The sequence below is a fragment of the Pseudoalteromonas rubra genome (assembly GCF_000967655.1).
In the GTDB taxonomy this organism is placed as follows: Bacteria; Pseudomonadota; Gammaproteobacteria; order Enterobacterales; family Alteromonadaceae; genus Pseudoalteromonas; species Pseudoalteromonas rubra_A.
In genome coordinates this window covers 1-26415 of the sequence record NZ_JXYA01000012.1, presented here as the reverse complement: position 1 = coordinate 26415, position 26415 = coordinate 1, and the positions used below count along the sequence as shown (strand labels likewise).

Annotated in this window: 24 protein-coding genes; 6 read left to right on the top strand and 18 right to left on the bottom strand. The window is 51.5% G+C overall.

Annotated elements, in window-relative coordinates:
- Positions 1-30: 30 nt before the first annotated feature.
- Complete coding sequence (locus TW77_RS06710; protein ID WP_046004203.1) at positions 31-942, bottom strand: hypothetical protein; 912 nt, start codon at positions 940-942, stop codon at positions 31-33.
- A 72-nt stretch (positions 943-1014) separates the two neighbouring features.
- Positions 1015-2184, bottom strand: a complete 1170-nt coding sequence (csm6, locus tag TW77_RS06705; RefSeq protein ID WP_052713080.1) for a CRISPR-associated ring nuclease Csm6 — start codon at positions 2182-2184, stop codon at positions 1015-1017.
- A gap of 244 nt (positions 2185-2428) precedes the next feature.
- Here csm6 and TW77_RS06700 point away from each other — a divergent pair, with 244 nt between their 5' ends.
- Complete coding sequence (locus TW77_RS06700) at positions 2429-4489, top strand: hypothetical protein (RefSeq protein ID WP_046004202.1); 2061 nt, start codon at positions 2429-2431, stop codon at positions 4487-4489.
- 3 nt (positions 4490-4492) lie between these two features.
- Here the strand turns inward: TW77_RS06700 and TW77_RS06695 are convergent, their stop codons facing one another.
- The 15 genes from TW77_RS06695 to leuS all read right to left on the bottom strand — a co-directional run bounded on the left by TW77_RS06695 (position 4493) and on the right by leuS (position 19569).
- Positions 4493-5233, bottom strand: coding sequence for an autoinducer binding domain-containing protein (locus TW77_RS06695; protein WP_046004201.1), 741 nt, complete (start codon positions 5231-5233; stop codon positions 4493-4495).
- A gap of 150 nt (positions 5234-5383) precedes the next feature.
- A complete protein-coding gene (locus TW77_RS06690) occupies positions 5384-6622 on the bottom strand; it encodes a class I SAM-dependent methyltransferase (RefSeq protein ID WP_046004200.1) in 1239 nt (412 codons plus the stop codon).
- Positions 6623-6881: 259 nt separating this feature from the next.
- Positions 6882-7847, bottom strand: a complete 966-nt coding sequence (gene lipA / locus TW77_RS06685) for a lipoyl synthase (RefSeq protein ID WP_046004199.1) — start codon at positions 7845-7847, stop codon at positions 6882-6884.
- On the bottom strand, positions 7844-8497 hold the full coding sequence (lipB, locus tag TW77_RS06680; protein ID WP_046004198.1) for a lipoyl(octanoyl) transferase LipB: 654 nt from the start codon (positions 8495-8497) through the stop codon (positions 7844-7846). The genes lipA and lipB overlap by 4 nt, the downstream gene beginning before the upstream one ends.
- Positions 8498-8511: 14 nt before the next feature.
- Positions 8512-8790 carry a DUF493 family protein YbeD gene (gene ybeD, locus TW77_RS06675; protein ID WP_040644649.1) on the bottom strand — a complete coding sequence of 93 codons (279 nt, stop codon included), beginning with the start codon at positions 8788-8790 and terminating at the stop codon, positions 8512-8514.
- 140 nt (positions 8791-8930) lie between these two features.
- A complete protein-coding gene (locus tag TW77_RS06670; RefSeq protein WP_046004208.1) occupies positions 8931-10094 on the bottom strand; it encodes a serine hydrolase in 1164 nt (387 codons plus the stop codon).
- A 54-nt stretch (positions 10095-10148) separates the two neighbouring features.
- A complete protein-coding gene (locus TW77_RS06665) occupies positions 10149-10910 on the bottom strand; it encodes a septal ring lytic transglycosylase RlpA family protein (RefSeq protein WP_046004207.1) in 762 nt (253 codons plus the stop codon).
- Positions 10910-12016: a rod shape-determining protein RodA gene (gene rodA, locus TW77_RS06660; RefSeq protein WP_046004197.1), complete on the bottom strand. Its 1107-nt coding sequence runs from the start codon at positions 12014-12016 to the stop codon at positions 10910-10912. Before rodA ends, TW77_RS06665 begins: the two co-directional genes overlap by 1 nt.
- The gene (gene mrdA / locus TW77_RS06655; protein WP_046004196.1) at positions 12013-13884 is read right to left on the bottom strand and encodes a penicillin-binding protein 2; all 1872 of its coding nucleotides are present in this window, start codon (positions 13882-13884) and stop codon (positions 12013-12015) included. Before mrdA ends, rodA begins: the two co-directional genes overlap by 4 nt.
- Positions 13885-13892: 8 nt before the next feature.
- Positions 13893-14363 (bottom strand): 23S rRNA (pseudouridine(1915)-N(3))-methyltransferase RlmH, encoded by a 471-nt coding sequence (gene rlmH / locus TW77_RS06650; protein ID WP_046004195.1) that lies wholly within the window; start codon positions 14361-14363, stop codon positions 13893-13895.
- 1 nt (position 14364) lies between these two features.
- A complete protein-coding gene (gene rsfS, locus TW77_RS06645) occupies positions 14365-14682 on the bottom strand; it encodes a ribosome silencing factor (protein ID WP_046004194.1) in 318 nt (105 codons plus the stop codon).
- Between the two features lie 87 nt (positions 14683-14769).
- Positions 14770-15414: a nicotinate-nucleotide adenylyltransferase gene (nadD, locus tag TW77_RS06640; protein ID WP_046004193.1), complete on the bottom strand. Its 645-nt coding sequence runs from the start codon at positions 15412-15414 to the stop codon at positions 14770-14772.
- A complete protein-coding gene (holA, locus tag TW77_RS06635) occupies positions 15411-16448 on the bottom strand; it encodes a DNA polymerase III subunit delta (RefSeq protein ID WP_046004192.1) in 1038 nt (345 codons plus the stop codon). Before holA ends, nadD begins: the two co-directional genes overlap by 4 nt.
- A complete protein-coding gene (lptE, locus tag TW77_RS06630) occupies positions 16448-16948 on the bottom strand; it encodes an LPS assembly lipoprotein LptE (protein WP_046004206.1) in 501 nt (166 codons plus the stop codon). Before lptE ends, holA begins: the two co-directional genes overlap by 1 nt.
- A 32-nt stretch (positions 16949-16980) precedes the next feature.
- Positions 16981-19569 (bottom strand): leucine--tRNA ligase, encoded by a 2589-nt coding sequence (gene leuS / locus TW77_RS06625; protein ID WP_046004191.1) that lies wholly within the window; start codon positions 19567-19569, stop codon positions 16981-16983.
- Positions 19570-19778: 209 nt separating this feature from the next.
- On the opposite strand from leuS, the gene TW77_RS06620 reads away from it, so the two are divergent.
- The 3 genes from TW77_RS06620 to TW77_RS06610 are packed head-to-tail and all read left to right on the top strand — an operon-like array spanning position 19779 to position 23226.
- Positions 19779-20237, top strand: coding sequence for a zinc ribbon-containing protein (locus TW77_RS06620; protein WP_046004190.1), 459 nt, complete (start codon positions 19779-19781; stop codon positions 20235-20237).
- A gap of 53 nt (positions 20238-20290) precedes the next feature.
- Complete coding sequence (locus TW77_RS06615; protein WP_046004189.1) at positions 20291-22726, top strand: Lon protease family protein; 2436 nt, start codon at positions 20291-20293, stop codon at positions 22724-22726.
- Positions 22727-22740: 14 nt separating this feature from the next.
- A complete protein-coding gene (locus TW77_RS06610; RefSeq protein WP_046004188.1) occupies positions 22741-23226 on the top strand; it encodes an FKBP-type peptidyl-prolyl cis-trans isomerase in 486 nt (161 codons plus the stop codon).
- Positions 23227-23277: 51 nt separating this feature from the next.
- Here TW77_RS06610 and TW77_RS06605 read toward each other — a convergent pair whose 3' ends face one another.
- The gene (locus TW77_RS06605) at positions 23278-23901 is read right to left on the bottom strand and encodes a TIGR04211 family SH3 domain-containing protein (protein WP_046004187.1); all 624 of its coding nucleotides are present in this window, start codon (positions 23899-23901) and stop codon (positions 23278-23280) included.
- Positions 23902-24188: 287 nt separating this feature from the next.
- Here TW77_RS06605 and TW77_RS06600 point away from each other — a divergent pair, with 287 nt between their 5' ends.
- Both TW77_RS06600 and TW77_RS06595 read left to right on the top strand, forming a co-directional pair.
- Positions 24189-25706, top strand: a complete 1518-nt coding sequence (locus TW77_RS06600; protein WP_046004186.1) for a CYTH domain-containing protein — start codon at positions 24189-24191, stop codon at positions 25704-25706.
- Positions 25690-26373, top strand: a complete 684-nt coding sequence (locus TW77_RS06595; protein WP_046004185.1) for an START domain-containing protein — start codon at positions 25690-25692, stop codon at positions 26371-26373. Before TW77_RS06600 ends, TW77_RS06595 begins: the two co-directional genes overlap by 17 nt.
- The last annotated feature ends 42 nt before the right edge of the window (positions 26374-26415 follow it).

Here is a 26415-nt window from a genome sequence, read left to right as displayed (position 1 = left end):
GGTGTGGGAATGTGTGTTTTGGCTTGTTGCTTAGTCTATCTGCTTAATGGTGGCATCGTAGATATGTACTTTGCTGGGCTGTGCGATTGCATCTATGTATTGCATGCGGCAGTTGTTGTGCAGGGTGGCCAGGCAGCCGCCGAGACTGGCGGGCACGCGGCCGCCGGTGATGTCGATGAGGATCTCTTTGTCCTGATAGGTGCCGGTGAGGGTGTCTATCAACTCGTCAAAGGCGTGATAGTAGTCCTGCATTTCGTTGGCGCTGACCGGTCGGCGGTGCAAACTAACCTGCGTCTCTTGTAGCGCATCGTTAAAATAAAAGGCTATCCAGTCGCGCAGGCACTGGGCTTCCGACTGGGTTTGGTCGCCGCAGTGGTATTTGAGCTTGTGCATTTCTTCGGTCACAACCAGATAGATTTGTTCCACATTGTTCTTGTGGTTTCTAAGGGCTCTGAGCACCTGCTGCCAGCTGCAACGTACCTTTTTTTCAGTGAATAATGCTATGTCGTCAGTCAGGTAGCCGCTGAATGGAAACTTTTCGACTGTCTGTTTTGTTTTTGGGTCAACCTGGAACAGTTTAAATACGCCCTGGTGTTTAACAATCTGCCATTGGTTGTCACGTGCATCTGCCGGGGAGGTGGTGAGCAGCAGCGCTTTGTAAGTGCCCTTGGCACTGCTACTTTGCAAATGGCGTACCTTTACAAAGTTAAAAGACAAATAGGCCGTCAGCAGGCTGCCCAGGCAAACGCCAAACAGCGCGACCCACCAGGCGACACTGTCCCAGTCCGGGTGGGGTTTGCCTAGCGTAAACCGGGTAATGTAAAAATAGCTCTGATCGCCCAGCCAGGCCAAACACACCAAGGCCAGCAGGCCGCACAGGAAGGAGGTCAGGTTTTTTAGGGTGACTTTTTGATGGTAAAACTTCTTGATCGCCTGCAACATAATTATTTCCTTTGATACTTGGCGGATGAGTGTTTAGTCCACTAAAAGCGACAGAGCAGGCTTGTTTTCAGGCTACACCACTGTTTGTTCGCCGTCGATGCCTTTGAGCACCACACGTTCCAGTGGAATGGCCAGTGAATAGGGGCCCCGTTTTTCGTTCATAATGCCAATCTGCTCGGCCAGCTGTTTACCAAATGCTGCCCTGAGCGACTTGTTCACATTGGTGCGCTTTTCCGAGAAGTAGTTCATGGTCATTCCATAGCCTTCTGATCCTCTCTCAAAGGCCGCACGGTGTTTTTTCTGTAACTCCAGATCGGCTTCTGGATCTATGATGGCGCCCAGCAGGCCGTCTTTAGGACTGTTCAGGTTCATATATTCGTCTAAAAAGCTGTCGGCGTATTGTGCATTCACTGTGTTTGCTCTGGGGCGCTCCACGCCTTCGGGCGTTTTAGCTTGTTGCTTAATAAACCAGATATAAAAGGCCAGGTCGTTGGGGCTTAGCTTGGCCTCCAGATGGGCAATACAAACCTTGTTGTCGATCAGGTCGATGATCAACGGGTGATCTTCGTGGGCAATATTCAAAATATTCACCGCCTCGGTATAGTCCAGTTTGCCGTCCAGCAGGTGAGCGGGGATCTCGTCGCGCATTCGCACAAAAGGGATGTTGGCCAGCGAAACCCTGGCATCTTTGGCATCTTCGGTACGACCTGTTCGGGTTTTGATTGCTTTGGAGTAGGGGGTAGGGTAAAAAAAGTTAGAACTCTCAAAGGCTTCTTCTACCAGCACATGGCTCAGGGTATCTCCCGGACGACCAAACAAGCTCATGGCATAGCCCATAAAAAAGGTCATGGTTTTACGCCCACCGGCCAGTGAGGCGTGGATCACCTGGTCCCGGTTGGCGGTTTCTTGCTGAATAACCTTAGTGATGTAGTCGGCCATGGCATCATGCTCTTCTTCGGTTCTGGCGTCACTAAGCGGGTTACCCTGGGCGTCGCTTATTACATAAATGCTGTCCTGGTTGAATTTGACCGCCGGTAGATCGTAGTCGTTAATCAGCTGCTGTAACACGCCGGGGCAGCCCGGTGCGCCGACCATCAGGTTTAGCCAGATCTCTTTTTGTCCCCGGCTGGTGGTGATCACCTTAAGTTCATCCACGTGCTGACCTTGCTGGTGCATGGCATAAAGGGTTTCGGTTATCACTTGGGGTGACATACCGGTTACGGCTAAAAGTAAGTGTTTCATAGAGTAATCTCCTGTCTGATGTTTTTTTATTATCCACCGGTTAAAACATTGCGGAGCAACGACAAATTTGTCATGGGCGCTAAGGCTGCACTGCAAAATGATGCAAGTAAGCCTTACGGTTCAGGTGGTTAGCAGGCAGTCTGCCAAATAGTGGTGGCGGGCGAAAGGTGGAAATTTCCACCCTGACGCGCAGCAAAAAAAGCGCCATGATTGCTCAGGATTCCAGACAAAAAGGACCGGGAATATGACTATCAGACGATTTAAACTGGCTTCACTGGCGGTGCTCATTGCAACCTCGCTGGTGGCCTGTGGGGGCAGCGATGATGCGCCAGATACCACCAATAGCAATAACAACAGCACTCAGAATGGCGATAAACAGCCGGGCAATCCAGATCCATCCAATTCAGGGAATGACAATGACTCGGGCGGCACCCCAGGGAATAATACGGATGTAGAGCATGAGATCACGGTGCTTGGCTATTATCAAAATGCCCGGGTATTTGTGGACCTTGACGACGATCGCAGTGTTGATGAGTCTGAGCCACGCGGGTTTAGTGATCCACAGGGGCGCCTCACCCTGAAACTTGAGGCCGGTGATGAACAACAGCACTTTTTGTATGCCGACTTATTGCCAGGCGTCACGCTTGATGCGGCCAACAACGCGCCTTTTACTCAAACCCAGCAACTTAAAGCGCCGCCCATGGCCAGTGTGATCTCGCCTTTATCGCACTACATCGCCGACCTGATGCAAAGCGGTCTGACTCAGGCACAAGCCACAGAGCAGGCAGCCAGCGACTTTGGTATGGCCGAATTTGACCTGACGATGGATTATGTGGCCGGAGCAAATGCGCAATACCAGGCGGTGGCCATGGCGTTACAAAAAGTCTATTTCAGTGCGCTGGATGATGCACAAAAGCTTACTGATGCGCAGCAAATTGCCGGGCTTATTAAGGACTGGGCAGGGGCACAGGATACGCCTGACTGGAGTGCGCTTGAGCTGGCTTATCGTGACAATCAATGGCAGCTGCTTACACCAAACCCCGGCCAGCAAGCAATAGACAAAGTCAGTTTATGGGGAGAGTTTCCGGCCCCGGTCGACCCTAACTCTCCGATTAACAGCTGGAAGAATGAACAAGACAATACCTTGGTGGTATTACTGAAAGCGGAAGTCAGCGAGGCACCGCTGGCCTATGTGTTTGACCCGGCAGCGGGCGAGCAGGCGCTGCAATTCAGCGATACTCTGAGTACCCATCTGGGGGCGTTTAAACGCCCGGAGCAAGTTGGCGACAGGGTGCGTGATCACGCTGTCGAGATCCACAAAGACGAAACAAGCTGGCAGATCACGGCCACTTTGCAGTCGGTGACTTTATCGGCAAGTGCACCGGACTACCAGCAAACGGTTAAGCAGTGGCAGCTGCCAAGAGCGTTTAGTTATGGCGGCTTTGAGGGCCGGATAGATGAATTAACGGTTTATCAGCCCTGGCTGGATGAACCCTGGGTCAGCGCACTGTTTTTATATGACTCAACGCCAGACAACGAGCCCGCTTTAGACGCCTATGGCTATATTTTTATGCGCCTGAAAGAAAACTCGCTGGCTCTGCCAGAGGCGCTGCAGGCTGGCCAGTTTTATGACGGAGTCAGCACACTCAGTGCGCTGGGTAAGCATCAAGTGCAGCTGGTGCGCAAAGACGATGGCAGTGCGCACTGGTATGCGTTTGGTGATGCCGGCATTAAGCCGCTGGAGCAGGGAGACTATGAGCTGCGTCATATAACGCTCCAGGCCACGGCTGAGGATAATCAGGGTAACCAGACCTGGTGTTTCGAAGCCAATGACCGGGCCTTTTGTCGTTTTTATCAGGCCAGCAGCGATACCTGGCAGGCACCTTTTTTACTGTCACCTGAATTGCCCAGTGGCAAATTATTGCGGGCCCGTTTTATCAGCCTGGACTACAATGCCAGCGGAGTGCTTGGGATCCTGACTCACGGGGTCGACACGCATGTTGCGGCAGGCCACTATTACCCCGACAGCAACAGCTGGCAGTGGCAAGAGAAACTGGGCTTTTACAATCTCTACAACCAGGGCGTGGTGCAGCTGGATAACGCGAACAACTGGGTGGTGCAGCTCAATCCTGGGTTAACCCACTACCTTAATCTGGTGCCGGTTCAGGGTGAATATCAGCAAGTGATGGAAGCTTATGGACAAAGCAGCGGGCCAATTTTGTTTGATGAGGGGCACGGGGTGTTTATCCAGGGCGACAAACGCACCAACACCCGGCCTGACATCTACTTACTGGAAACCGACTGATCCCTAACTGAAAAAGTGCCCAAGTGAATAGAGCAATTCATCCTTGGGCACATTGCCATGTTTTTTACGAAATGTATCAAGCACTTTAGTGGCGTATTTGTAGGGTACGCCGGTGTGATCCTCTATACACTTAAGGGGTTTGCCCGAAATCAAGTATCGCAATACAGTGCGTTCTTTGTCCGAGATGCGAATATAACTGGTATAAAGCTGGGCGACGAGATCCGGGTTCGAGAAGATCCGGCTGTGCAGTGTCTGGCTGAATAGCTCAATCTGCTCAGCGTGCTCGTCAATCATGGCATTAAATGCCGCTTCGGGTTTACTGCTGTATAGCGTGGTGCAGGCAACCCCGCGATGATCGCTCATCACAGGTACAGTGTAACCGTTTTCTATGCCAAAACGCGTACGCGTATCATTGAGTGCCTTAAACTGGGCCGGGCTTAGCTGATATTTGTCTTTGTCCCGCCACCAGTTAATTGGCGATAGCTCGCCACGTTGCAGCGCAGCGAGGATAAAGTCGTCATTGGCGATCTGTTGGGCATGATATGCTTGCAGATAATCGCTGGGCGCTTGTGGTGTGGCAACAAAAACGGGTTCCTGATTGTGGGCTTTAAGAAACTCGGGGCTGGGTAAAAAACCATAGACCCCGCTGTCGAATCCTATTTCCTGTATAGCGGCATAAAATGCCGCCGTGTAGCTGTTTGTATCGGTGGCATTAAGCAGTGCAATTAAATGCTGGTACGACATTTTGCCTATCCTTGCTGGTTACTGACTATTACATTTTCCGCATTTAATATAGTACGGTTCATAGCAAGATGGAATGAATGTTGGGGCGTTTTTTGCCCCCAGATAAGGAAAAGCACCGCCACGTAAAGGCGGCGGTGCTGTTATGCGCGCTTAGCGGACCATAGTATAAAGGTTCATGGCCCCGTCATAGTGGTGCTGGTCAACCTGGATATTGCGAAAGCCGACCTGCTCTAACCACTGCACGACCTCATCGGCCGGATAAAAGCGCTGTTGATATTGCTCAACAAAGGCTTTGTTCATGGCCCTGAACTCCGCGCACTCGGGCAAATGGGCAAATTCGGCACAGTATTTATCCAGCAGGCGCGTGATATGTGCCTGACTCATCCGCTCATTAGGGTTGGCAACAATAAACTGCCCGCCCTCTCGCAACATGTTAAAAACATGCCGGAACAAGGCTTGTGGATTATCCATGGCATATAAGCTATTAATGCTGCATGCCACATCATAGCGGTGCTCAGGATAAAACTGCTCAGCCGGAGTATGATAAATATCACCAGCCACTGAGTTATCCAGTGTACTCAGGTTCTGTTTCGCACAGTGTGCCATCTGTTTCGCGCCATCCAGGCCATCATACTGGTGACGACCAGGTATTAAAAACGCTGCCAGGTTGGCGTTACCACAGCCGATATCTATGAGGTTGCCCCGACAAGACTTTGCAACGTCCTGGTAGAGCTTCCTTTGTGGCCGGGTTAATATACTGTCGAATGAACGGCTATATTTGTCCCAGTGTGACACATTTAATTCCTTCTGACTGATCACCGGCTGACTTGGGTTAAACTGATTGCTTGCCAGTCGGGAAATATAACGACAGGTTTTACCTGAAAACTCCCTGACATTGATCAACATCGCCCTGACGTTGGCCGGTTGCCCTATGTCATATTTGCAATGCTCTTTAAGTAAAATAGCATTGAGCTTGCCCTGGTAAAAGATAACACTGCGGCGAATTAAGAACAGCATCCGGGAAAACCCCATGCTCTGTACAGCGTCATAAATAATGCCGTAGAGCAGTTGCATAGACATTTTATGGGATTTTGCGTTACTCAGTTGCCCAACGACGACATCGGTCTGTGGGTTAAACTGGATATCTGTGCCAGCCGCGACATCCTCCCAGACCGCTTCTTCCATGAATTTTGCCTGCAACCCGAAGGTGGCCACGGGGTGTTTCTTATCGCCTTCAATGACACTGATAAGAAAGAGTTTAATCCCCTTTTGGCGAAATTCGTCCGGACAAACTTTCATACTGCCCAATGTTGCCAGATAATTGTTGTGTTGCACTTTTACTGCTAAATCAAAATTGTTCTCGGTACATAATTCACATACATAAGTCATAGTGACTCCTTAGATAATGAAAAATGCACATGGCGCCCTGTACATCTGTTGAGCGGGCTATCTGCCCGCGTTTTGTCGACAGGGACTATCTTAGGGAAGTGAGAAAAACTGGGTTGCGAAATAAATTTGCCGCGAAAAAAGCTAATCTGAGCAGCAATTTAGGAAGTTAAATTAGTGATTTGTGGCGTTTGAGCTGCAAAAAGCGAAAAAGCCGCAAAAGTGCGGCTTTTCTTTGGCGAGGGTAACGACAAATTTGCCGTTACTTTACCTCTTTACCCGCAGCTTGCTGATCTGCGTGGTAGCTGGAGCGTACGAACGGGCCGCAGGCGGCGTGGCTGAAGCCAATTTCGTCGGCGTATTCTTTCAGCGCATCGAATTCCGCAGGTGGCACGTAGCGTTTCACCGGCAGGTGGTGCTTAGATGGTGCCAGGTACTGGCCAACGGTCAGCATGTCGACGTTGTGCTCACGCAAGTCGCGCAGTACTTCTTCGATTTCCGACATCTCTTCACCCAGACCAACCATCAGACCAGACTTGGTTTTCACCTCAGGGTGCGCTTCTTTAAAGCGACGTAACAGTTCCAGTGACCATTTATAGTCGGCACCCGGACGCGCCATTTTGTAAAGGCGTGGCGCGGTTTCCAGGTTGTGGTTAAACACATCTGGTGGCGTCTCGGTTAAGATCTCCAGTGCGCGGTCCATCCGGCCACGGAAGTCCGGTACCAGGATCTCGATGGTAATGCCTGGGTTGTGTTTGCGAATTTCGCGAATACAATCGGCAAAATGCTGGGCACCACCGTCACGCAGGTCGTCACGGTCAACCGAGGTGATCACCACATATTTCAGCTTCATATCTTTGATGGTCAGTGCCAGCTTTTCTGGCTCTGCGGCATCTGGCTTGAGCGGACGACCATGTGCCACGTCACAGAATGGGCAACGACGGGTACAGATTGCACCCAAAATCATAAAGGTGGCAGTACCGTGGTTAAAACACTCAGACAGGTTAGGGCATGAGGCTTCTTCACAGACGGAGTGAAGGCCGTGCTTACGCATTGCCTGTTTGATGCCATCAATACGCTCGCTGGATTTTGGCAGACGGATCTTCAGCCAGTCCGGCTTGCGGAGCATTTCATCGCGCTCGGTTGGCATTACTTTAACCGGGATCAACGCCATTTTTTCTGCGTCGCGGAGCTTTACCCCTGGCTCAATTTTCACTGGTTTACTCATTCGTTTTCAAACCCCTGGGTGTGTATAACCTGCTCGGCCGCGAGGCGCTTGAGCATGTGTTCTACCAGGCCATTGCCCGCTTCAGTAAGCGTAGCAGGGCCATTAAGTTGACTGGTTTGCACCATTTCCATGCCGGCATAGCCACACGGGTTGATGCGTAAAAATGGACTCATATCCATGTTGACGTTCAGCGCCAGACCATGAAACGAGCAACCCCGACGGACCCGCAGCCCCAGTGAGGCGATTTTGGCATCACTGACATAAACGCCGGGCGCATCCGGTTTGGCATAAGCTTCAATGCCGTGGTCTTTAAGCATGTCAATGATGGTTTCTTCAAGCCAGGTGACCAGCTCGCGGACCCCAATCTTGAGTCGGCGCAGATTAAACAGCACATACATCATCTGCTGGCCCGGGCCATGGTAGGTGACCTGACCACCTCTATCGACCTTAACGACCGGAATATCACCGGGGGCCAACAGGTGTTCGGCTTTACCGGCCTGACCCTGAGTAAAGACCGGCTCGTGTTCTACCAGCCAGATCTCATCCGGGCTGTTGTCATCACGGGTGTCGGTAAAGGACTGCATTTTTTGCCAGATTGGCTCATACGCCTGGCGGCCCAGCTGACGAACTATGATACTGCGGTTGCTCATATCTGGTTTGCGCCTTATAGCACGTATCGAACGTCTGGCAGTGAACCTATCTCAGTGTAGATCTGCTCAATGTGCTCTTTTGACGTCACAGTGGCAACGAGAGTGACGGATTCATAGTTGCCTTTGCTGCTTGGCTTGGTTTTTGGTGCATAGTCACCGGGTGCCAAAGTTTGCATCTTTGCGACAACCTGATCGGTCAGGTTGACGTTCGCCAGACCCATAATCTTGAAGGTAAACGGGCAAGGGAACTCTAAGTACTCGTCAAACTTAGTATTTTTTACAGGTGTTACCACAACGGTATCCTCACTACTTGGCTGGGCCTGAACAGACCCTGGCACGCTACATATCTTGGCGGGCATTCTAGCATTTTTGCGGCAAAAAAAAACGCCTCCGGTGGGAGGCGTACTGGTTTATAAACCCACTAAAACCGGGGTTATTGCATGATCTGTAAACGTAAGTAGTCGTAAATCTTGCTGAAGAAGCTGCCTTCCTCAATTTCTTCCAGCGTTACCAGCGGGTACTGAGCAATGTCTTCGCCTTCCAGTTGCAAGAATAAAGTACCGACCTTGCTGCCTTTTGCCAGTGGTGCTTCGAGGGTTTTATCCAGCTCAAAGTGGGCCTTCAGGTTTTTACGCTGACCACGTGGAATGGTGATCGGTGTGTCCTCGGCAATACCCAGTGATACGGTTTCCTTATTACCCATCCAGATCCGTTGGTCGGCAAAGCTGTCGCCTGCTTTATAAGGGGTAATGGTTTCGAAGAAGCGAAAGCCATAGTTCAGGAGCTTTTTACTCTCTACTTTACGAGCACGTTCACTGGCTGTGCCCATGACCACGGCGATCAGACGCATATCGCCTTTAGTAGCTGAAGTTACCAGGCTGTAGCCCGCTTCTGAGGTGTGACCGGTTTTAATGCCGTCGACGTCCAGGCTGGCATCCCACAACAGGGAGTTACGGTTGTACTGCTTAATGCCATTAAAGGTGAACGACTTCTCTTTGTAGATGGCGTATTCTTCCGGCACATCACGAATAAGCGCTGCACCCAGGGTCGCCATGTCTCTTGGGGTGGTGTAATGCTCATCGGTATCCAGGCCATGACTGTTTACAAAATGGGTGTTGGTCATCCCCAGTTTCTCGCCATGGGCATTCATCAGATCGGCAAAGGCACTTTCGCTGCCGGCGATATGCTCTGCCAGCGCAACACAGGCGTCGTTACCTGATTGAATGATTACACCGCGGTTAAGGTCTTCAACACTGACCTGTTTACCCACTTCGATAAACATCTTGGAAGATTCCGGGAAATTCTTCGCCCAGGCCTTTTCACTGATGGTGACCATGTCTTCATTGGCAATATTACCGGCCAGCAGCTCGGTACCAATCACATAGCTGGTCATCATTTTGGTTAAGCTCGCCGGGGCCAGTTTGGTGTCCGGGTTGCCTTCTGCAATCACCTTACCGGTTGTAAAATCCACCAGGAAATAGCCCTTGGCGCTGACCTGAGGTGGTGAAGGCAAGATCTGTGCACTGGCCGAAAACAGGGTGAACGAACACACGGCACCCACTAAGTGTTTAATAAATTTAGGTTTGAAAACTGTCATTATGCTCGCTTTTTGGTTGTTGATCGGCATGTTTAAATGTCATTACTGAATATTTTAAAGTTCATGTTCTGTGTAAAGCAAGAAGGCGCGATTAAATTCACCCTGGCGCAACGTTTCTAAGAGCTTTTGCGCGGTATTATCGTCGGTGATCGGGCCAAGTCTTAGCTTGTATAAATTGTCCTCAAAGGCAATGGGTGTGCCAAGCTGAAATTGCTGCGACAAGGTGCTGGCCAGCGCCTGTACATTTTCAATGTTACTGGCGGCGGCAACCTGCACATAGGTTAGTCTGGGCGTATCGCGCGCTATGGTAAGGGCTTCTATCTTAACCTGTGCTGTACCCTGGCGATGAAAGCCCAGTTTATAGGCGGCGGCATAAGATAAGTCAATCAGCCGGTCATCGTGAAAGGGTCCACGGTCATTGACCCTGACAATGGCGCTTTTGCCATTGTCGACATTGGTGACGCGCACAAAGCTTGGCAGCGGCAGTGTTTTGTGCGCGGCGGTCATATCAAACATGTTGAACACCTCGCCATTAGAGGTGTAGTAGCCATGGAATTTATGTCCATACCAGGACGCAGTGCCTTGCGCCTGATAGCCTTTTTCATCTGACATGGGCGTATACCGCTTGCCTAGTACCTCATAGGGGCGACCCGCGCTGACACTTTTGGCTTCGCTGGTCACCAGTGCGTCCTGCATCTCCAGTTCCGTAGGCGCGCGCAACGGGGCTTTGTCCTGCTTCACTTGATAGCGACTGCTACAGGCGCTTAATACTACAACAAAGCCCAGTAGTGCAGCTTGTTTAAACGTCCTCTTGATCACTTCAATAACATCCTCTTATCTGTGGCTATCGACATAATAATGCCAAACCCGGCCATCAGGGTCACCATGGAGGTGCCGCCATAACTGATCAACGGCAGTGGCACCCCAACAACAGGGAGCAGGCCCGAAACCATGCCGATATTAACAAAAATATATACGAAAAAGGTCAGTGTCAGTGCGCCGGCCAGCAGTTTACTGAAGGCATCCTGCGCGTTGACGGCAACGTACAGCCCCCGGCCAATGATAAACAAATACAGGCTCAGTAAAATCACCACACCGGTGAGCCCGAATTCTTCACTTAACACGGAAAAAATGAAGTCAGTATGACGCTCGGGCAAAAACTCCAGTTGCGACTGAGTGCCTTGCAGCCAGCCCTTACCCTCAATGCCACCAGAGCCGATGGCAATTTTCGATTGTATGATGTGATAGCCAGAGCCAAGCGGGTCGCTTTCTGGATCTAAAAAGGTCAGGACCCGTTGTTTTTGATAAGCGTGCATACCAAAGTGCCACAGCGCAAAGCCACCGGGCACGGCGAGCAGCATGCCGGAGCCAATCAATTTCCAGCTCAACCCGCCAAGAAACAGCACAAATATCCCTGAGCTGGCGATAAGGATAGAGGTGCCCAGATCGGGTTGCTCCTTGATGAGCAAAGTTGGCACCAGCACAATCGCAAAGCCAACAATAATGTGGATAAAACGCGGCGGCATATGGTGGCGACCAATGTACCAGGCAACCATCATGGGCACGGCGACTTTCATGATCTCGGATGGCTGAAAGCGGGTAATGCCCAGATCCAGCCAGCGCTGCGCGCCTTTACTGCTGACCCCGACAAACAGGACGGCAATCAGCATCAGCAGGCCAACGGTGTACATGGGAAACACCAGCCTTTTTAAGGTATTGGGAGACAGTTGGGCCACCAACAGCATGGCCGCAAAGGCGGCAAACATACGCTTGCTGTGGCGCACCATCATGTCCATATCCTGACCACTGGCACTGTAGACTATGGTGATACTGCCAACCATCATCGCCAGCATGGCAAGCAGCAGTGGCAGGTCGATATGCAGACGTTGCCAGATGGTGCGTTGTTGATTCAACGGACTCATTGTCCCTCCGTGTCACTGGGGTAAGTGGCAAAATAATAGTCCATCAGCTGTCTGGCGATGGGGGCAGCTATAGATGAACCTGCACCCTGGTTCTCAACCACAATGGCGACCACAATACGCGGGTCGTTATAGGGGGCAAATCCGGTGTAAATGGCGTTATCTCTGTGCCGTTCCTGCAATTTTTCAGCGTCGTACTCTTCACCCTGGGCAATACTGACGATTTGTGCGGTACCGGTTTTACCGGCCGGATCATAGGTTGCGCCTTTGAATGCTTTGTGGGCCGTGCCGGTGGTTTTATACACAGTGTTGTGCATGGCCTCCAGGGCAATGCGCCAGTGATCCGGGTTTTTCAATACCACGGGCGGCTTTTCATCGGTGTACATTTGCGTGACTTCATTGTCATGGCGAGCAACCTGAGCCATGTGAGGTGGCCGGTGCGCGCCTTTGTTAACCAAAATAGACACCGCATTGGCAATCTGAATAGGGGTGGCAGTCCAGTAACCCTGCCCAATGCCGACGGAAATGGTGTCGCCGGGCCACCAGTTTTCTTTGAAGCGCTGGCGCTTCCAGTCTGTGGTGGGCATGATTGCAGAGGTCTCTTCATGGATGTCTATGCCTGAGAGGTCACCAAAACCAAACTGGCTCATAAAGTTACTGATCTTGGTGATACCAAGCTGATAAGCGGTATGGTAAAAATAGGTGTCGCAGGACTCTTCAATGGCTTTGTATACATCTACATGGCCATGTCCCCAGCGCTTCCAGTCACGCCAGCGGTGATCGACGTTGGGGATCTGGAAAAAACCCGGATCCCAGAGTTTGGTTTGCTCTGTGACCAGCTCTTCTTCCAGTGCCAGAATAGCCAGATGGGGCTTAACCGTAGATGCCGGCGCATAGCGGCCCTGGGTGACGCGGTTGATCAGCGGCCTGTCGGGGTTGAGTAATTCGCGATAGTCCTTGCTGCTGATCCCGTGGACAAACAGGTTCGGGTCATAGCTGGGATTGGAGTACATGGCCAGCACGCCGCCGTCTTTGGGGTCGAGTACCACAATGGCCCCGCGCACGCCTTCAAGCGCTTTTTGGGCGATCTGTTGCAGGCCAATATCCATGGTCAGGACCAAATCTTCACCGGGCTGCGGTGGCTCAACGCCCAAAGTGCGAATGATCCGGCCACGGTTGTTGACCTCAACGCGCTGTGAGCCGACCACGCCGTGCAGGCGTGACTCATAAAACTTTTCTATGCCCAGTTTGCCGATATCCCGGGTTGCGCGATAGTTGCTGGCATTACCTTCTGATTCCAGCTCGGCGAGCTCTTTTTTATTCAGCTTGGCAACATACCCCAGCGCATGGGTAAGGGTATCGCCGTAGGGGTAGTAACGAGCCAGCCGTGCCTCAATACTGAAGCCGGGAAATTTATGCTGGTTGACCGCAAAGATGGCCACCTCTTGTTCGTTCAACCGGCCTTTGAGGATCTGACTTTTAAAACGACGATTATGACGAATGTCTTTGCGAAACTCTTCGACCTGCTGGTCGCTGATGTCGATAAGGGTGCGCACCTGGGTCAGTGCGGTTTCCAGGTCATCTACGTCCTCAGGGATCACCTCCAGGTTATAAACCGGACGGTTTTCGGCCAGGATAATGCCATTGCGGTCATAGATTAACCCGCGGTTAGGGGCGACCGGAATGACTTTAATGCGGTTATCGTTAGAGCGGGTCTGATAGGTCTCGTGCTCAGTGACTTGTAACTTGTAGACATTGTGCAACAAAATACCTATCAGGGTCACCACGAAGACAAAGCCAATAAAGGCGCGACGCGCAAACAGGTTTGCTTCTGCGCTGTGGTCGCGGATCGTCGGCCTGTGATTGAGCATAATGGTGACTATTCCCTGTGATAAGGATGGTTGTTATTTAAACTCCAGCCACGATACAGGCTTTCTGCCACCACAATGCGCACCAGCGGGTGGGGGAGTGTCAGGTTGGACAATGACCATTTTTGCTCGGAAGCGGCGATACATTCCGGCGCCAGGCCTTCAGGCCCACCTATCAGCAAGCTGACATCACGGCCGTCCAGTTGCCATTTTTCCATATTACTGGCCAGCTGGTGGGTGTCCCAGGGTTTGCCCGTGACTTCCAGCGTGACAATGCGATTGCCTTTGGGAATGGCGGCCAGGGTTTTCTCCCCTTCCTGCTGCAAAATACGTTTGATATCGGCGTTTTTGCCCCGCTTGCCGGCGGAGATCTCAATCAGCTCCAGCGGCATATCTTTGGGGAAACGCCGCTGATATTCCTGGAAGCCGGTTTCAACCCAGCCAGGCATTTTGGTGCCGACTGCAATGAGCTGGATCTTCACATTAACCCCAGAGTTTTTCTAGGTCATAGAAATCGCGGGTCTGGTCTTGCATGACATGCACCACCACATCACCCAAATCTACCAACACCCATTCGCCTGTATCCTGACCTTCATGCCCTAATGGTGTTTCACCTGCATGACGGGCTTCTTTGGCGACATGATCGGCAATGGACTGGACATGGCGCTTGGAATTACCAGAGCAGATAACCATATAATCGGTGACGGAAGAGGTATTTCTTACATCAAGGTGAACAATATCGCGGGCTTTCATGTCGTCGACTTTGTCTAATGCAAAATCTAGTAGTTGTTTTGAATCCAAATCTCTGTCTCTTTGCTACAAATAAGCGGCAATTGTAACACGGTTAGCAGGGGGAAACTCAAGTCTGTCTATCCACTGCGCGCCGGGTTACGGGTTGTCGCTACTGCTTAGGTACAATTGGTGTGCCTGAATATAATCTAGGACTGTATTATTCAGCCAAGGTTCAACAGCTTGGCGGTGTTTTATCGCGTTTCTGATGGTACTGGACGCAGCCTCAAAGGGCTGACCCGGCAAAAAATAACACAGGCCACCGGCTTGGGTGTTCAGCGTTTGGGTGTCTGTGCAGCGCGCGCGTGCCAGATACGCCTGCAAAGCCTCAGATGGAGCAAACGCATCGCCCGGTCGTTGATAGACCACGATATGGCACAGCGCCACAATATCCTGCCAGCGATACCATTTATCCAGGCTGTTAAATGAGTCCATGCCCATTAAAAAGACCAGCGCCTGATCCGGATACTCAGTTTTCAGCTCCTGAAGGGTAAGCAAAGAGTACGAAGGGGTATCGCGCTCCAGCTCCCGGCGGTCAATACTGAACCTGGGTTCATGGGCAATGGCCAGTTGCAGCATAGCCAGTCTGTCTGCGGTGCTGATGGCCGGGCCCTGCTTATGCACCGGTACGGCATTGGGAATAAAGCGCAGCTCAGACAGGCCGAGCGTATCTACACACTGCGTGGCCATATTAATATGACCCAGATGGATAGGGTCAAAGGTGCCGCCAAACAGGGCTATCATGCCAGCTCCTCATAGGGCAGGGCAAAAGGCAGCGACTGGCAAAAGCTCAGTGCAATATGGGCTAGTGCCTGATAGGGCGCAACCAGAATGTTGCGCTTATAGGCCGAATCGAACTCAGCCAGCAGGACCAACAATTGTTCCAGCTGGGTGGTATTGAGCCGGTCCAGCGCCTGCTGGGTATTCTGCTGCTGATTTTTCCAGACATTGTGCTTTTTGAACGCATCCTGTGTGGGTGTGCCCGACTGGATCAGCTGTTTGAGGTTCAGCAACAGCTGGGCCTGATTGTGCAGCGTCCAGGCTATGCTGGCGGGCTCGACATTATCGTGTGCCAGTTTGTTGAGCACCTTGATAAGTGTTTTCGGGTTACCTCGCAGCAAACCGTCGTTCAGGTCAAAGATGTCGAATTTGGCCTGATTGAGCAGCCCGCTGAGCAACTTTTCCTGATCGATTGGCGCACTTTTGTATAGTAAAGAGAGCTTTTCCAGCTCCTGATGCGTGGCCAGCAGGTTGCCTTCGGTTGCCTGTAGTAGACTGCGTTTGGCGTCGTTATTGAGGTTGAGTTTCAGCCGCTTACATTCATCATCGAGCCAGCGTTGCAGATGGTAGCCGGTCAGCGCGTAGCAGGGCACAAACAGGCCTTGCTTATCCAGCGCCTTAAACCAGGCGCTGCGCTGAATATCCTGCGAGGCTTTGGCGCCTTTGAGGATCAAAATCACATCCGGGTTCGGGTTTGCCGCCAGCTCTTTTAAAATGTTTACGCCCTGGGTGGGCGGTTTTTGCTGGTTAAGGTCGAACTCAATCAGCGTCTGAGCACTGAACAGCGACATGCTGTTGTACTGATTGACCAGCTCCAGCCAGTCAAAGCCGGGCAGTAAGCTGAACTTAATCACCTCATCAAATCCCTGGCGCTTAGCCATCTGGCGAACAGCGCTGACGCACTGGGCCTCCTGGAAAGGCTCTTCACCAAAGATCAGATAAAATGGTTGCAGGCCCTGTTTAAGCTGGCCTGCTAATTGATTGGCATAACAACGCATTAGAGTTGAGACAATTCACGGATAATACGGCGGCTGGCAAGCTGACGCAGTTCGCCGAGGATGATCTCCCGCTCCTGAGATTTGCCCAGGGCATTGTCCGGGTCATCCTGGTAGTTGCGGTACAGTTCAAATTCCTGCTCGACGGGTTCATAACCCGGGCGGGTAAGACGATAGCGCACACTGTAGGCCAGCTCATATTGTGCCACCTGACCATTTTTAAACAGGCTCAGCGTCTGACGCTCAAGCGAGTCCCGGTACAGGTGCAGTTCAACCGCATCTTCGCCATTGCCAAGCTTAGGCGAGGGCAGCAGCTGGACCTGAGCGCGTTTAAGTTCTTGCTTGAGGCTCATAAACAGCGCCGACTTACTGTCGGTGCCACTGAGGTGAAGTGCCCTGAGGTCGTCCGGCAGGTAGGAGGCTTTCTTCAGTTGAAAGCCACAGCCGGACAGCGCCATACAGGTAAACAACGCCAGCATAAAACCCTGCCAGCGTCGCATCATACTGAATAATGGGGTATTCAGCAGGGTAGCCATTAGTTGGCTACCACATTGAACAGTTTACCCGGTACGTAGATTTTCTTACGTATGGTTTTACCCTCAGTAAACTTCAGTACGTTTTCATCGGCAAACGCCAGCGCTTCAATCTGCTCCTGGGTCGCGTCAGCCGCCACAGTCAGCTTAGTGCGCAGCTTACCATTGACCTGAACCACGATCAGTTTCTCGTCTTCAACCAAAGCACCCGCATCAACCTGTGGCCAGCGCGCATCCAAGATGTCGCCTTGCTTACCAAGTTGTTCCCACAGCTCATGAGACAGGTGCGGTGTGATTGGCGCCAGCATGATGATCATGGCTTCCAGCGCTTCGTTGGCCAGTGCGATGTCCTGCGTGTCTTTCAGCGGTGCTTTGGCCAGCTTGTTTGACAGCTCCATGATAGCCGCAATGGCGGTGTTGAAGGTCTGGCGACGCTCAACATCATCGGTTACTTTCGCGATGGTCTTGTGGATCTCACGACGCAATGTCTTCTGTGCGCTGCTCAGTGCGTTCAGATCCAGCTCGGCGGTACCGGCGGCTTTAACATCGACTGCAAACTTCCAGACCCGACGCAAGAAGCGGTGTGCGCCTTCTACGCCCGAATCAGACCATTCCAGCGTTTGCTCTGGTGGTGCAGTAAACATCATAAACAAGCGCACGGTGTCGGCACCGTATTGCTTGATAACGATCTGCGGGTCGATACCGTTGTTCTTTGACTTAGACATCTTGCTCATGCCCGCAGAGAATACCGGCTCACCGTCGTCTTTGTGCCACGCCTTAGTGATGCGGCCTTTGTCGTCGGTCTCGGTTTCTACGTCGGTAGGTGAGATCCAGATATCACCGCCTTTTTCATCTTTGCGGTAGTAAGTCTCTGCCAGTACCATGCCCTGACACAGCAGGCGCTCGAACGGCTCGCTGGAATTAACCAGGCCAAAGTCGCGCAGCAGTTTGTGGAAGAAACGCGCATACAGCAAGTGCAGGATAGCGTGCTCAATACCACCAATGTACTGGTTAACCGGTAGCCAGTAGTTTGCTGCGCCCGGCTCTAACATGCCTTCATCGTAACGCGGGCTACAGTAGCGCGCGTAGTACCAGGATGACTCCATAAAGGTGTCAAAGGTATCTGTTTCGTGGAAAACCTGCTCACCGTTAACGGTTGCTTTGGCCCACTCAGGATCGGATTTGATTGGCGAGGTTACGCCATCCATTACCACGTCTTCTGGCAGGCGGACCGGTAGCATGTCTTCGCTGGCTGCCAGCTCGCTGCCGTCTGCTTTGTTCAGCATCGGGATTGGAGAACCCCAGTAACGCTGACGGCTCACACCCCAGTCGCGCAGGCGGAAATTGACTTTGCGTTTACCGGCATTGATGCCTTCCAGTTTGTCGGCAATGGCATTGAAGGCACCTTCAAAGTCCAGGCCATCAAACTCGCCTGAGTTGATTAACACACCTTTTTCAGTAAATGCGGCTTCATCCAGGTTTGCTTCTAGTTCGCTGTCGCCAGCCGGGGCAATCACTTGCTTGATTTCCAGACCGTAAGCGCTGGCAAATTCGTAGTCGCGCTGGTCGTGACCAGGTACGGCCATGACGGCCCCTGAGCCGTAATCCATCAGTACAAAGTTAGCAACCCAGATAGGCACCTGTTTACCGGTAAGCGGGTGGATAGCGTAGAAGCCAGTCGCGATGCCTTTTTTGTCCATGGTGGCCATGTCGGCTTCGGCGACTTTGGTGTTTTTACACTCTTCAACAAACGCCGCAATGTCGGCGTTGTTTTTCGCCGCTTCCTGAGCAATAGGGTGACCCGCAGCCACAGCCACGTAAGTCACACCCATAAAGGTATCCGGGCGGGTTGTGTAAACCGTGAATTGCTCGTCGTTATCAGCGCGTTTGAAGTCGATCTCCAGACCTTCTGAACGACCGATCCAGTTACGCTGCATGGTTTTCACCTGCTCAGGCCAGTGCTCAAGCTGGTCCAAGTCGTCCAGCAGCTCCTGCGCGTAGTCAGTGATCTTAATAAACCACTGTGGAATTTCTTTTTGCTCAACGATGGCACCTGAACGCCAGCCGCGGCCGTCAATAACCTGCTCGTTGGCCAGTACCGTCTGGTCAACCGGATCCCAGTTTACCGTTGACATTTTTTTGTAGACCAGGCCCTTTTCGTACAATTTAGTGAAGAACCATTGTTCCCACTTGTAGTAATCCGGGTGACAGGTCGCGATTTCACGGTCCCAGTCGTAGCCAAAACCAAGTAGCTTTAACTGGTTGCGCATGTAGTCGATGTTTTCGTAAGTCCACTTAGCCGGCGCCGTGTTGTTCTTGATTGCGGCATTTTCCGCAGGCAGGCCAAATGCGTCCCAACCCATAGGTTGCATCACGTTTTTGCCCTGGAGTCGTTGGAAACGCGAGACCACATCACCTATGGTGTAGTTACGAACGTGACCCATGTGGAGACGACCACTTGGGTAAGGGAACATAGACAGACAGTAGTATTTTTCTTTTGATTCGTCTTCAACTACTTTGAAGCTGTTGTTTTGTTCCCAATGGGACTGAACTTTGGGTTCGATTTCTTGCGGGTTGTATTGCTCTTGCATTGACGTTTCCAGACTTCTTGCAAACTAATTAGAAAATTGCCGATAGCATACCCGAAAAAACGCGCTGATCACAGCGCTTCAAAGCGGAATTATCAGCGTAAATTGGCGCTGTGGTGGTGATTTGTTTCAGGACTGTGACGTCAGCTGAACTATACTGAGACAAAGGCAGAGTAAATACCTTGCAAAATAGCCTGAGTCGGGAGGTAAGCATGGCAGATTACAAACGCTGGCTGGATGACTTTTCAGTGTGGCTGAAAGACGTCAAAGAGCATGAGCTTAAAAAGCTGGTCAAAGAGTTTATGGACGCGCAGGAAGCGGTGAAGCAGCTTTCGAAAGATAAATTGGCCGATTATCGCTATTATCTCAAACGCGACCTGGCTCACCTCAGCGAACATAAGGAGCATTATGACGATGTTGCCTGGGAAGAGCTTAAGGCCAGTGTGATGTACGAACTGGCTCAGCTGGAGGACCGCACACAGCTTGAATGGCAGGCATTAGTACAGGACTTTCAACACGATGGCATCTACAAACAAGGGGAATGGATAGCATTGGGGCAATTAGTGTGTAAAAATTGCGGCCATAAAACGAATGTCTATTATGCGTTGGAAATTCCGTCGTGCAGCGAATGTGGGCACGGTGAGTTTGCTCGTAAGGCACTTACCCCTTAATCACAGCCCCGTGTGCAAGTGGCGCGCGGCCGGCCAAGAGAAAGAAGTTAGGAATGACGAAAACCATTAAGCCTTTGAGCAGCGAACAGCTGGCTCCGAGTGTGTCTTTGCCACACATCTCCACCTGCATGCAAAACCCCTACCCGGATCCTTTGCCGTTTATCGGCCAGAACCGGGCGCAAAGTGCGCTTGATTTCGCGCTGGGCATGGAGCTGCCGGGTTACAACGTGTTTGTCATGGGCGAAGCGGCAACCGGGCGCTTTACTATGGTCAAAGACAAGCTCGAAGCACACTGCAAAACCCGCCCAACCCCCAAAGAGTGGTTGTATGTCAATAACTACGACGACCACAGAGAGCCGATAGCCCTGTTTATGCAGGCGGGCGAGAGCAAAGTACTGGCTGATGACATTGACTCCTTCTTAGACGAAGTGGTGGATACGTTTCCTGCGGCCTTTGATAACCCGGGTTATCAGCGCAAGAAAAAGTCGCTCGACAGAGACTTTGACAACAAATACAACGCCGCCCTGAGTGCGGTGGAAGAGCTGGCCGCGAAGAAAAGCGTTGCCATGATGGAAGAAAAAGGGGTGGTGAGTTTTGCCCCTGTGGTGGATGGCAAAGCGCTTGATGATGCTGAATTTATGGCGCTGGAAGAAGCCGTTCAGGAACACTTTTTTGATGCCATTGAAAAGCTCGAAGATTGCCTGATTGAAGCACTGATTGAGTTGCCACGCTGGAAGCGCGAATCATCAGAGAAACTGCGCGAGCTGAAGAAAACCACCATAGAGCTGGCGACCAAGCCATTGCTCAAAGCGCTGGAGCATAAGTATGCCAGCCACATTGGGGTGATCCGTTATCTTAAAGACTTGCGAGTGGAAATTGTCGATGCCGTACTCGACTGGCTGGACGATGACAGTGCCGCAGGAGACGAAAATAAAGATGACTTTGATGCCAAGGGCATGCTGAGTGATTTCTTTGCCCCGAATATTCTGGTGGAGTTCAAAGAAGGGCAGGCGGCGCCTGTGGTGTATGAGCCGAACCCGACCTTTGGCAACATCTTTGGCAAAATTGAGTATGCCAATGCCCACGGCACGCTGATCACCAGCTATCGCTCTATTCAGCCGGGGGCACTGCACCGTGCCAATGGCGGCTATCTGATCATGGATGCCGACAAAGTACTGGCCAATGCGCAGGTCTGGGACGGGCTCAAACTGTCTTTAAAGACGCACCAGATCAAAAACGATTTACCTTATCAGGACAGCTCAGTCGGCAGCAGCTTTACCCTTAAACCTCAGCTGATCCCGCTGGATGTGAAGATCATCCTGCTGGGCTCGCGTGACTTGTATTACACCATAGGGGAATACGACGAAGAGTTTGGTGAACTATTCCGGGTGCTGGCAGACTTTGACTATTATTTGCCCGACAGTGATCGGCTGCAGTATCAGTTTGTCACTAAAGTGCAGGAGTACTGTGAGCAGACCCTGAAATGCACTTTAACTGGCGAGGCACTGGCGCGCTTATTGAAGTTCAGTTATCGCCAGGCTGAACATCAGAACAAGCTCTCGGCACGTTTTGCGGATGTGCTTGAGCTGGTGGCAGAGGCGAGTTATTACGCCAAGCAGGACGGCCTTAGCGAAATCGACGCACCGCATATCGACGAAGCCATAGTAGGCAAGCAATATCGCACCGGCCAGCTCAGTGAGAACATGCTCAGTGACATTGAAGAAGGCCATACTTTGATCGCCACAGAAGGCGAGGCGGTCGGTAAAGTCAACGGTCTGACGGTGCTGCACATTGGTGATACCGCCTTTGGTACGCCGGCGCGGATCACCGCGACTGTGTATGCCGGTGCCGATGGGGTGATAGACGTGGAACGTGAAGCCGAGTTAGGTAAGTCGATCCACTCTAAAGGCGTTATGCTGCTGACCGGTTACCTGGGCAATAAATATGCGCAAAACTTTAGCCTGACGCTGAGCGCTAACATTGCCATTGAGCAAAGTTATGGCTTTATTGACGGTGACAGCGCGTCGCTGGCGGAGCTGTGCGGCCTTATTTCTGCCATTACGCAGCTACCCATAGATCAGTCACTGGCACTGACGGGCTCCATTAACCAGCACGGTGAGGTGCAGGCTGTCGGCGGCGTGAATGAGAAAATCGAAGGCTTCTTTAAGCTGTGTAAAATGCGCGGCCTGACCGGGCGTCAGGGTGTGATCATTCCTCGTTCTAACCTGATCAACCTGGTACTGGATGACGAAGTGCTGGCGGCGGCTCAGCAAGGTCGCTTCCATATTTTCGCGGTGGCAACAGTCGACGAGGCGCTGTCTTTGCTGATGCAGCGTGAAGCCGGGGCGCTTATCAATGGCGAGTATCCGCAGCAGAGTATCAATGCACTGGCACTGGCCCGTTTGCAGCAAATTGCCGATGTGGTGAATGGCGACGATAAAGACGCCGAAGGCGAAGCGCCAAACGAGCAAGAAAAAGATCATTCATAATTTAGGTAGTCACTATGTCAACAACCAATATTATCCTTGTGCTGGTCATCGTCGTGCTGGGCTGGCTGATTTTTAAAAACGGTAAACAGCAAAAGCAGGCGGCGGCAGGTAACCGCATAGAGGCGGCAGAGTTTCTGGCGCAAAACGCGCAAAAGAGCGGAGTCACAACAACCGACTCTGGTTTGCAATATGAAGTGTTAAACAAAGGCGACGGGACTGAGCATCCGAGCGCGACAGACAAAGTCACCGTACATTATCATGGTACTTTGCTGGATGGCTCTGTGTTCGACAGCTCCGTGGTGCGCGGTGAGTCTATCAGTTTTGGCCTGAACCAGGTCATACCGGGCTGGACTGAGGGCGTTCAGCTGATGACTGTGGGTGATAAGTTTCGCTTTTTTATCGGCCCGGATCTGGGATACGGAGACAGGGCGGCCGGGAAAATTGCACCGGGCTCGTTGCTCATATTTGAAGTTGAGTTACTCGCCATCGCAGGCAAGTAATAAAAAAAGGCCGATAAGGCCTTTTTTTATGCATATATTTTATTGCGGCTTTTACGCCCAACCGTCGTAGCGCTTACGTCTTGACAGCACCAGGGTGAGTATCACGCCTATTAAAATGCCCGCGATACCAATGCCGCCACCATAGCTCAGCAGCATGTGCTGCTCTGTTTGTACCTTATTGCGGCTTGCCTGTACCTGCGCCTCAAGGGCTTGCTCCAACTCGGTGATGTTATTTTTGAGCGTTGTATTGTCTTGCTGTAGCTGCAAGTTGGCCTGCTCAAGTTGGGGAATGCGGCTTTGTAAAGTATTGAGCTGAGCATTGTTATCACTCAGTGCCTGATTAGCGCTTTCCAGTCGCTGACGTAACCCCGGTTCAGAGGTGACAAATTGACTCTGGACCCAACCTTCGCGGTCTTTGTCATCTTTTATCTGAATAAAGTCGTCCTGCTCTGTGTTTAGGATAGTGATCGCAGTTCCGGCTTCGACCGAACCCAGGATGCGATAATTCTTACCCGGTCCGGTGTGCATGAAGAGGTATAAGTCGTCGACAATGTAGCCGTTATTGTCGGTTGCTGACTGCGCCTGTGCAGGCTCATTTTGCAGCTCGGTTTGCTCCGCCATTGCACTCAGTGAGAGCACAGACAGCAGCAGCGGCAAAGCGATATTTTTCAGCATTCGCAGGCCTTAAATATTGATATCGTTATAAAGTTACCAAAATAGTAGGGATTTCCCGAGGCAAAGGCAAGGGGCAGGTTTTGCGGATAACGCACAAACGAGCGGATTTTAACTTAAACTGCGAGTAAATCCGGGCACTGGCGTGAGCACATGTTTACACCTGTAATTGAACAAACCGGTTGGCATTGGTGGTGATTATGCGCTAATAATTACTAAAAGGTTTGCAAAGTGCGGACCCTTTGTATATTTTGGGGGTTCGAAAATTACATAGGTAAATCACACCCCCGATGGACACTGAGATAGAACTGAAATTTTTGGTTTCAGACAATGAAGTTCCGCTGATCCCAGCCCTTATTACCCAGTTTGCGAAAAAAGTCAGCAACAAACCCGCTAAAAATCTGAAAAATGCTTATTTCGATACGCCCAGCCGTGAGCTGCGTGCATTCGATATCGGTCTGCGCACGCGTTGTAATGATGACGACTGCGAGCAGACCATTAAGCTGGCCGGTGAGGTGGTTGGGGGATTACATCAGCGTCCAGAGTACAATTTACCCCTGCAGGGCAGTCGCCCCGATATTCACGCTTTTGACTCCAGTATCTGGCCTATGGGTGTGCAGCTGGAGTCGATAGCCAGTAACTTATACCCGATTTTTAGTACCAATTTTATTCGTCGTACCTGGCTGATTGAAACTGAGGCTGGCAGCGAAATAGAAGTGGTGCTCGATAAAGGTGAGATCAGTGCACAGGGGATTGTTGAACCCATTTCAGAGCTCGAAATCGAGCTGATCGAGGGTGACAAAGACGATTTATTTCTACTCGCCGATCATTTGTTACAGCACATTGGGCTGCGACTGGGGCTCTATTCCAAGGCGGCAAGGGGCTACCGTATTGCTGATGATAAACCACTCAAAGCCAATAAAACCCTGGGTGTGATCAAGTTACCCCGCGGTTGTACGCAAGAGCAGGCGCTGGTGGCCACCGTTAATCACGGTATTCAGTTTGTGCAGAAGCACGAGCAGTGTTACCTGGATGCGCCAAGCCTGAAAACCCTGAAACGCCTGATAGACGGGGTGAGCCTGATCCGGCACGCCTTCTGGTTATTTGAAGAGTTTGTCGACAAATCGTCAACCGAGTTTCTGCGCAAAGAGCTTAAATGGCTGTTGTCTGAATTAGGCTGGGTCGAAAACGCCATTCATTTAAAAACCTATACGTCTAAGCGCCATGCTTACTATAAGCGGATCTCTAATGCGCCCGAGCTGGCTCAGGTGATTGCTGATATGAAAGACGTTCAGCCAACCGTGACCGACATTGAAGACTTATTTCACTGCTCGCGATACAACCGCCTGATTTTGGCGCTTACCCGCTGGTTGTTGGACAAATCCTGGCGTAAAAACTGGGATCAGAACGCCATTACCGCGGCGCAAAGCCCGGTTGAGGCGCTTGCTAAGCGGGCCTATGATCACGACTGGAATAAATTAACCACTTTATTTCCGGCCGATCGTGCTATGACGGTGAAAGAGTATCTGGAGTGTCGTCAGCCGTTGGAAAACATGCTGCTCAGTGGTCACTGCCTGGGCAAACTATACGACAAAGAAATCCGTCGGGCGTTCAGAGCCCCCTGGGTTGATATTGTCTATGGTATTTATGAGCTGGAGACCTTGTTTTATCTTCGCCAGTTGTGCGAGGGCCAGCCAAATGAAGCGTTGCAGGGCATTTTAGTCTGGCTGCAACAAAAAGCCGATTTTCTTGTCAGTGCGATGGAGCAAAGTCGTCAGGCATCGTTAAACAGTGAACCTTACTGGTAATCTGCAACGTTTAGCTTGCCTGTGCATCCTGTTTTGGCTGGTCGGCTACACAGCGCCTGGCCACACCGTACAGGCGCCTGAAAACTGGCAATCCTGGCACCATGGCGAGCTGTTTTCTGTGGCCTATCAAAAGCGTGCTGATCAGCCTTTAAAGATTAGGGTGACAGGACAGTGGCCTGGGATCAGTGCCAAGTCGGTGATCAACCTGCTAAACGACATTGATAGTGTTCCGCTGTGGGTTAAGCATGTCAGTACCGTCTCCATTTTGTCCCGCCCAGCGCCAAACCAGACCCGAGTGTTGACGCACTTTGACTTACCCTGGCCGCTGCGTAAACGGGACATGCTCACGCATGCGTGTTTACTGCAAGTGTCCAAAGCCAGCTATCTGCTCAAGATACGCTCAGTTGCTGAGCCTGCACCTGCGCCGGGTGTGATCCGCATTGAACCTGTGACTGTGCAATGGCGGCTGACGGAGCGAGACAACGCCGTTGAGATAGACTATCAAATATCGGCAGATTTACAGGGCGGCGCGCCGCAGTGGTTTGTCGATAAAGTGGCGCTGCGTAATACGCGTGCCTCGTTCAACGCGTTGCACGACTTGTTGCAGGCGCGAGCAGCGAGCCCTCAGCCCTGGGCTTTGATCCCCGGAAATACCTGCCCGTTCTAATGATCATCACGTAATACCAATTTGCTTAATTAAGTGTTCTAT

Excerpts from the sequence above, each read along its gene's own strand:
- TW77_RS06710 (WP_046004203.1), bottom strand. The coding sequence starts at position 942 with ATGTTGCAGGCGATCAAGAAGTTTTACCATCAAAAAGTCACCCTAAAA.
- csm6 (WP_052713080.1), bottom strand. The coding sequence starts at position 2,184 with ATGAAACACTTACTTTTAGCCGTAACCGGTATGTCACCCCAAGTGATA.
- TW77_RS06700 (WP_046004202.1), top strand. The coding sequence starts at position 2,429 with ATGACTATCAGACGATTTAAACTGGCTTCACTGGCGGTGCTCATTGCA.
- TW77_RS06695 (WP_046004201.1), bottom strand. The coding sequence starts at position 5,233 with ATGTCGTACCAGCATTTAATTGCACTGCTTAATGCCACCGATACAAAC.
- TW77_RS06690 (WP_046004200.1), bottom strand. The coding sequence starts at position 6,622 with ATGACTTATGTATGTGAATTATGTACCGAGAACAATTTTGATTTAGCA.
- lipA (WP_046004199.1), bottom strand. The coding sequence starts at position 7,847 with ATGAGTAAACCAGTGAAAATTGAGCCAGGGGTAAAGCTCCGCGACGCA.
- lipB (WP_046004198.1), bottom strand. The coding sequence starts at position 8,497 with ATGAGCAACCGCAGTATCATAGTTCGTCAGCTGGGCCGCCAGGCGTAT.
- TW77_RS06670 (WP_046004208.1), bottom strand. The coding sequence starts at position 10,094 with ATGACAGTTTTCAAACCTAAATTTATTAAACACTTAGTGGGTGCCGTG.
- rodA (WP_046004197.1), bottom strand. The coding sequence starts at position 12,016 with ATGAGTCCGTTGAATCAACAACGCACCATCTGGCAACGTCTGCATATC.
- mrdA (WP_046004196.1), bottom strand. The coding sequence starts at position 13,884 with ATGCTCAATCACAGGCCGACGATCCGCGACCACAGCGCAGAAGCAAAC.
- nadD (WP_046004193.1), bottom strand. The coding sequence starts at position 15,414 with ATGATAGCCCTGTTTGGCGGCACCTTTGACCCTATCCATCTGGGTCAT.
- holA (WP_046004192.1), bottom strand. The coding sequence starts at position 16,448 with ATGCGTTGTTATGCCAATCAATTAGCAGGCCAGCTTAAACAGGGCCTG.
- lptE (WP_046004206.1), bottom strand. The coding sequence starts at position 16,948 with ATGATGCGACGCTGGCAGGGTTTTATGCTGGCGTTGTTTACCTGTATG.
- leuS (WP_046004191.1), bottom strand. The coding sequence starts at position 19,569 with ATGCAAGAGCAATACAACCCGCAAGAAATCGAACCCAAAGTTCAGTCC.
- TW77_RS06620 (WP_046004190.1), top strand. The coding sequence starts at position 19,779 with ATGGCAGATTACAAACGCTGGCTGGATGACTTTTCAGTGTGGCTGAAA.
- TW77_RS06615 (WP_046004189.1), top strand. The coding sequence starts at position 20,291 with ATGACGAAAACCATTAAGCCTTTGAGCAGCGAACAGCTGGCTCCGAGT.
- TW77_RS06610 (WP_046004188.1), top strand. The coding sequence starts at position 22,741 with ATGTCAACAACCAATATTATCCTTGTGCTGGTCATCGTCGTGCTGGGC.
- TW77_RS06605 (WP_046004187.1), bottom strand. The coding sequence starts at position 23,901 with ATGCTGAAAAATATCGCTTTGCCGCTGCTGCTGTCTGTGCTCTCACTG.
- TW77_RS06600 (WP_046004186.1), top strand. The coding sequence starts at position 24,189 with ATGGACACTGAGATAGAACTGAAATTTTTGGTTTCAGACAATGAAGTT.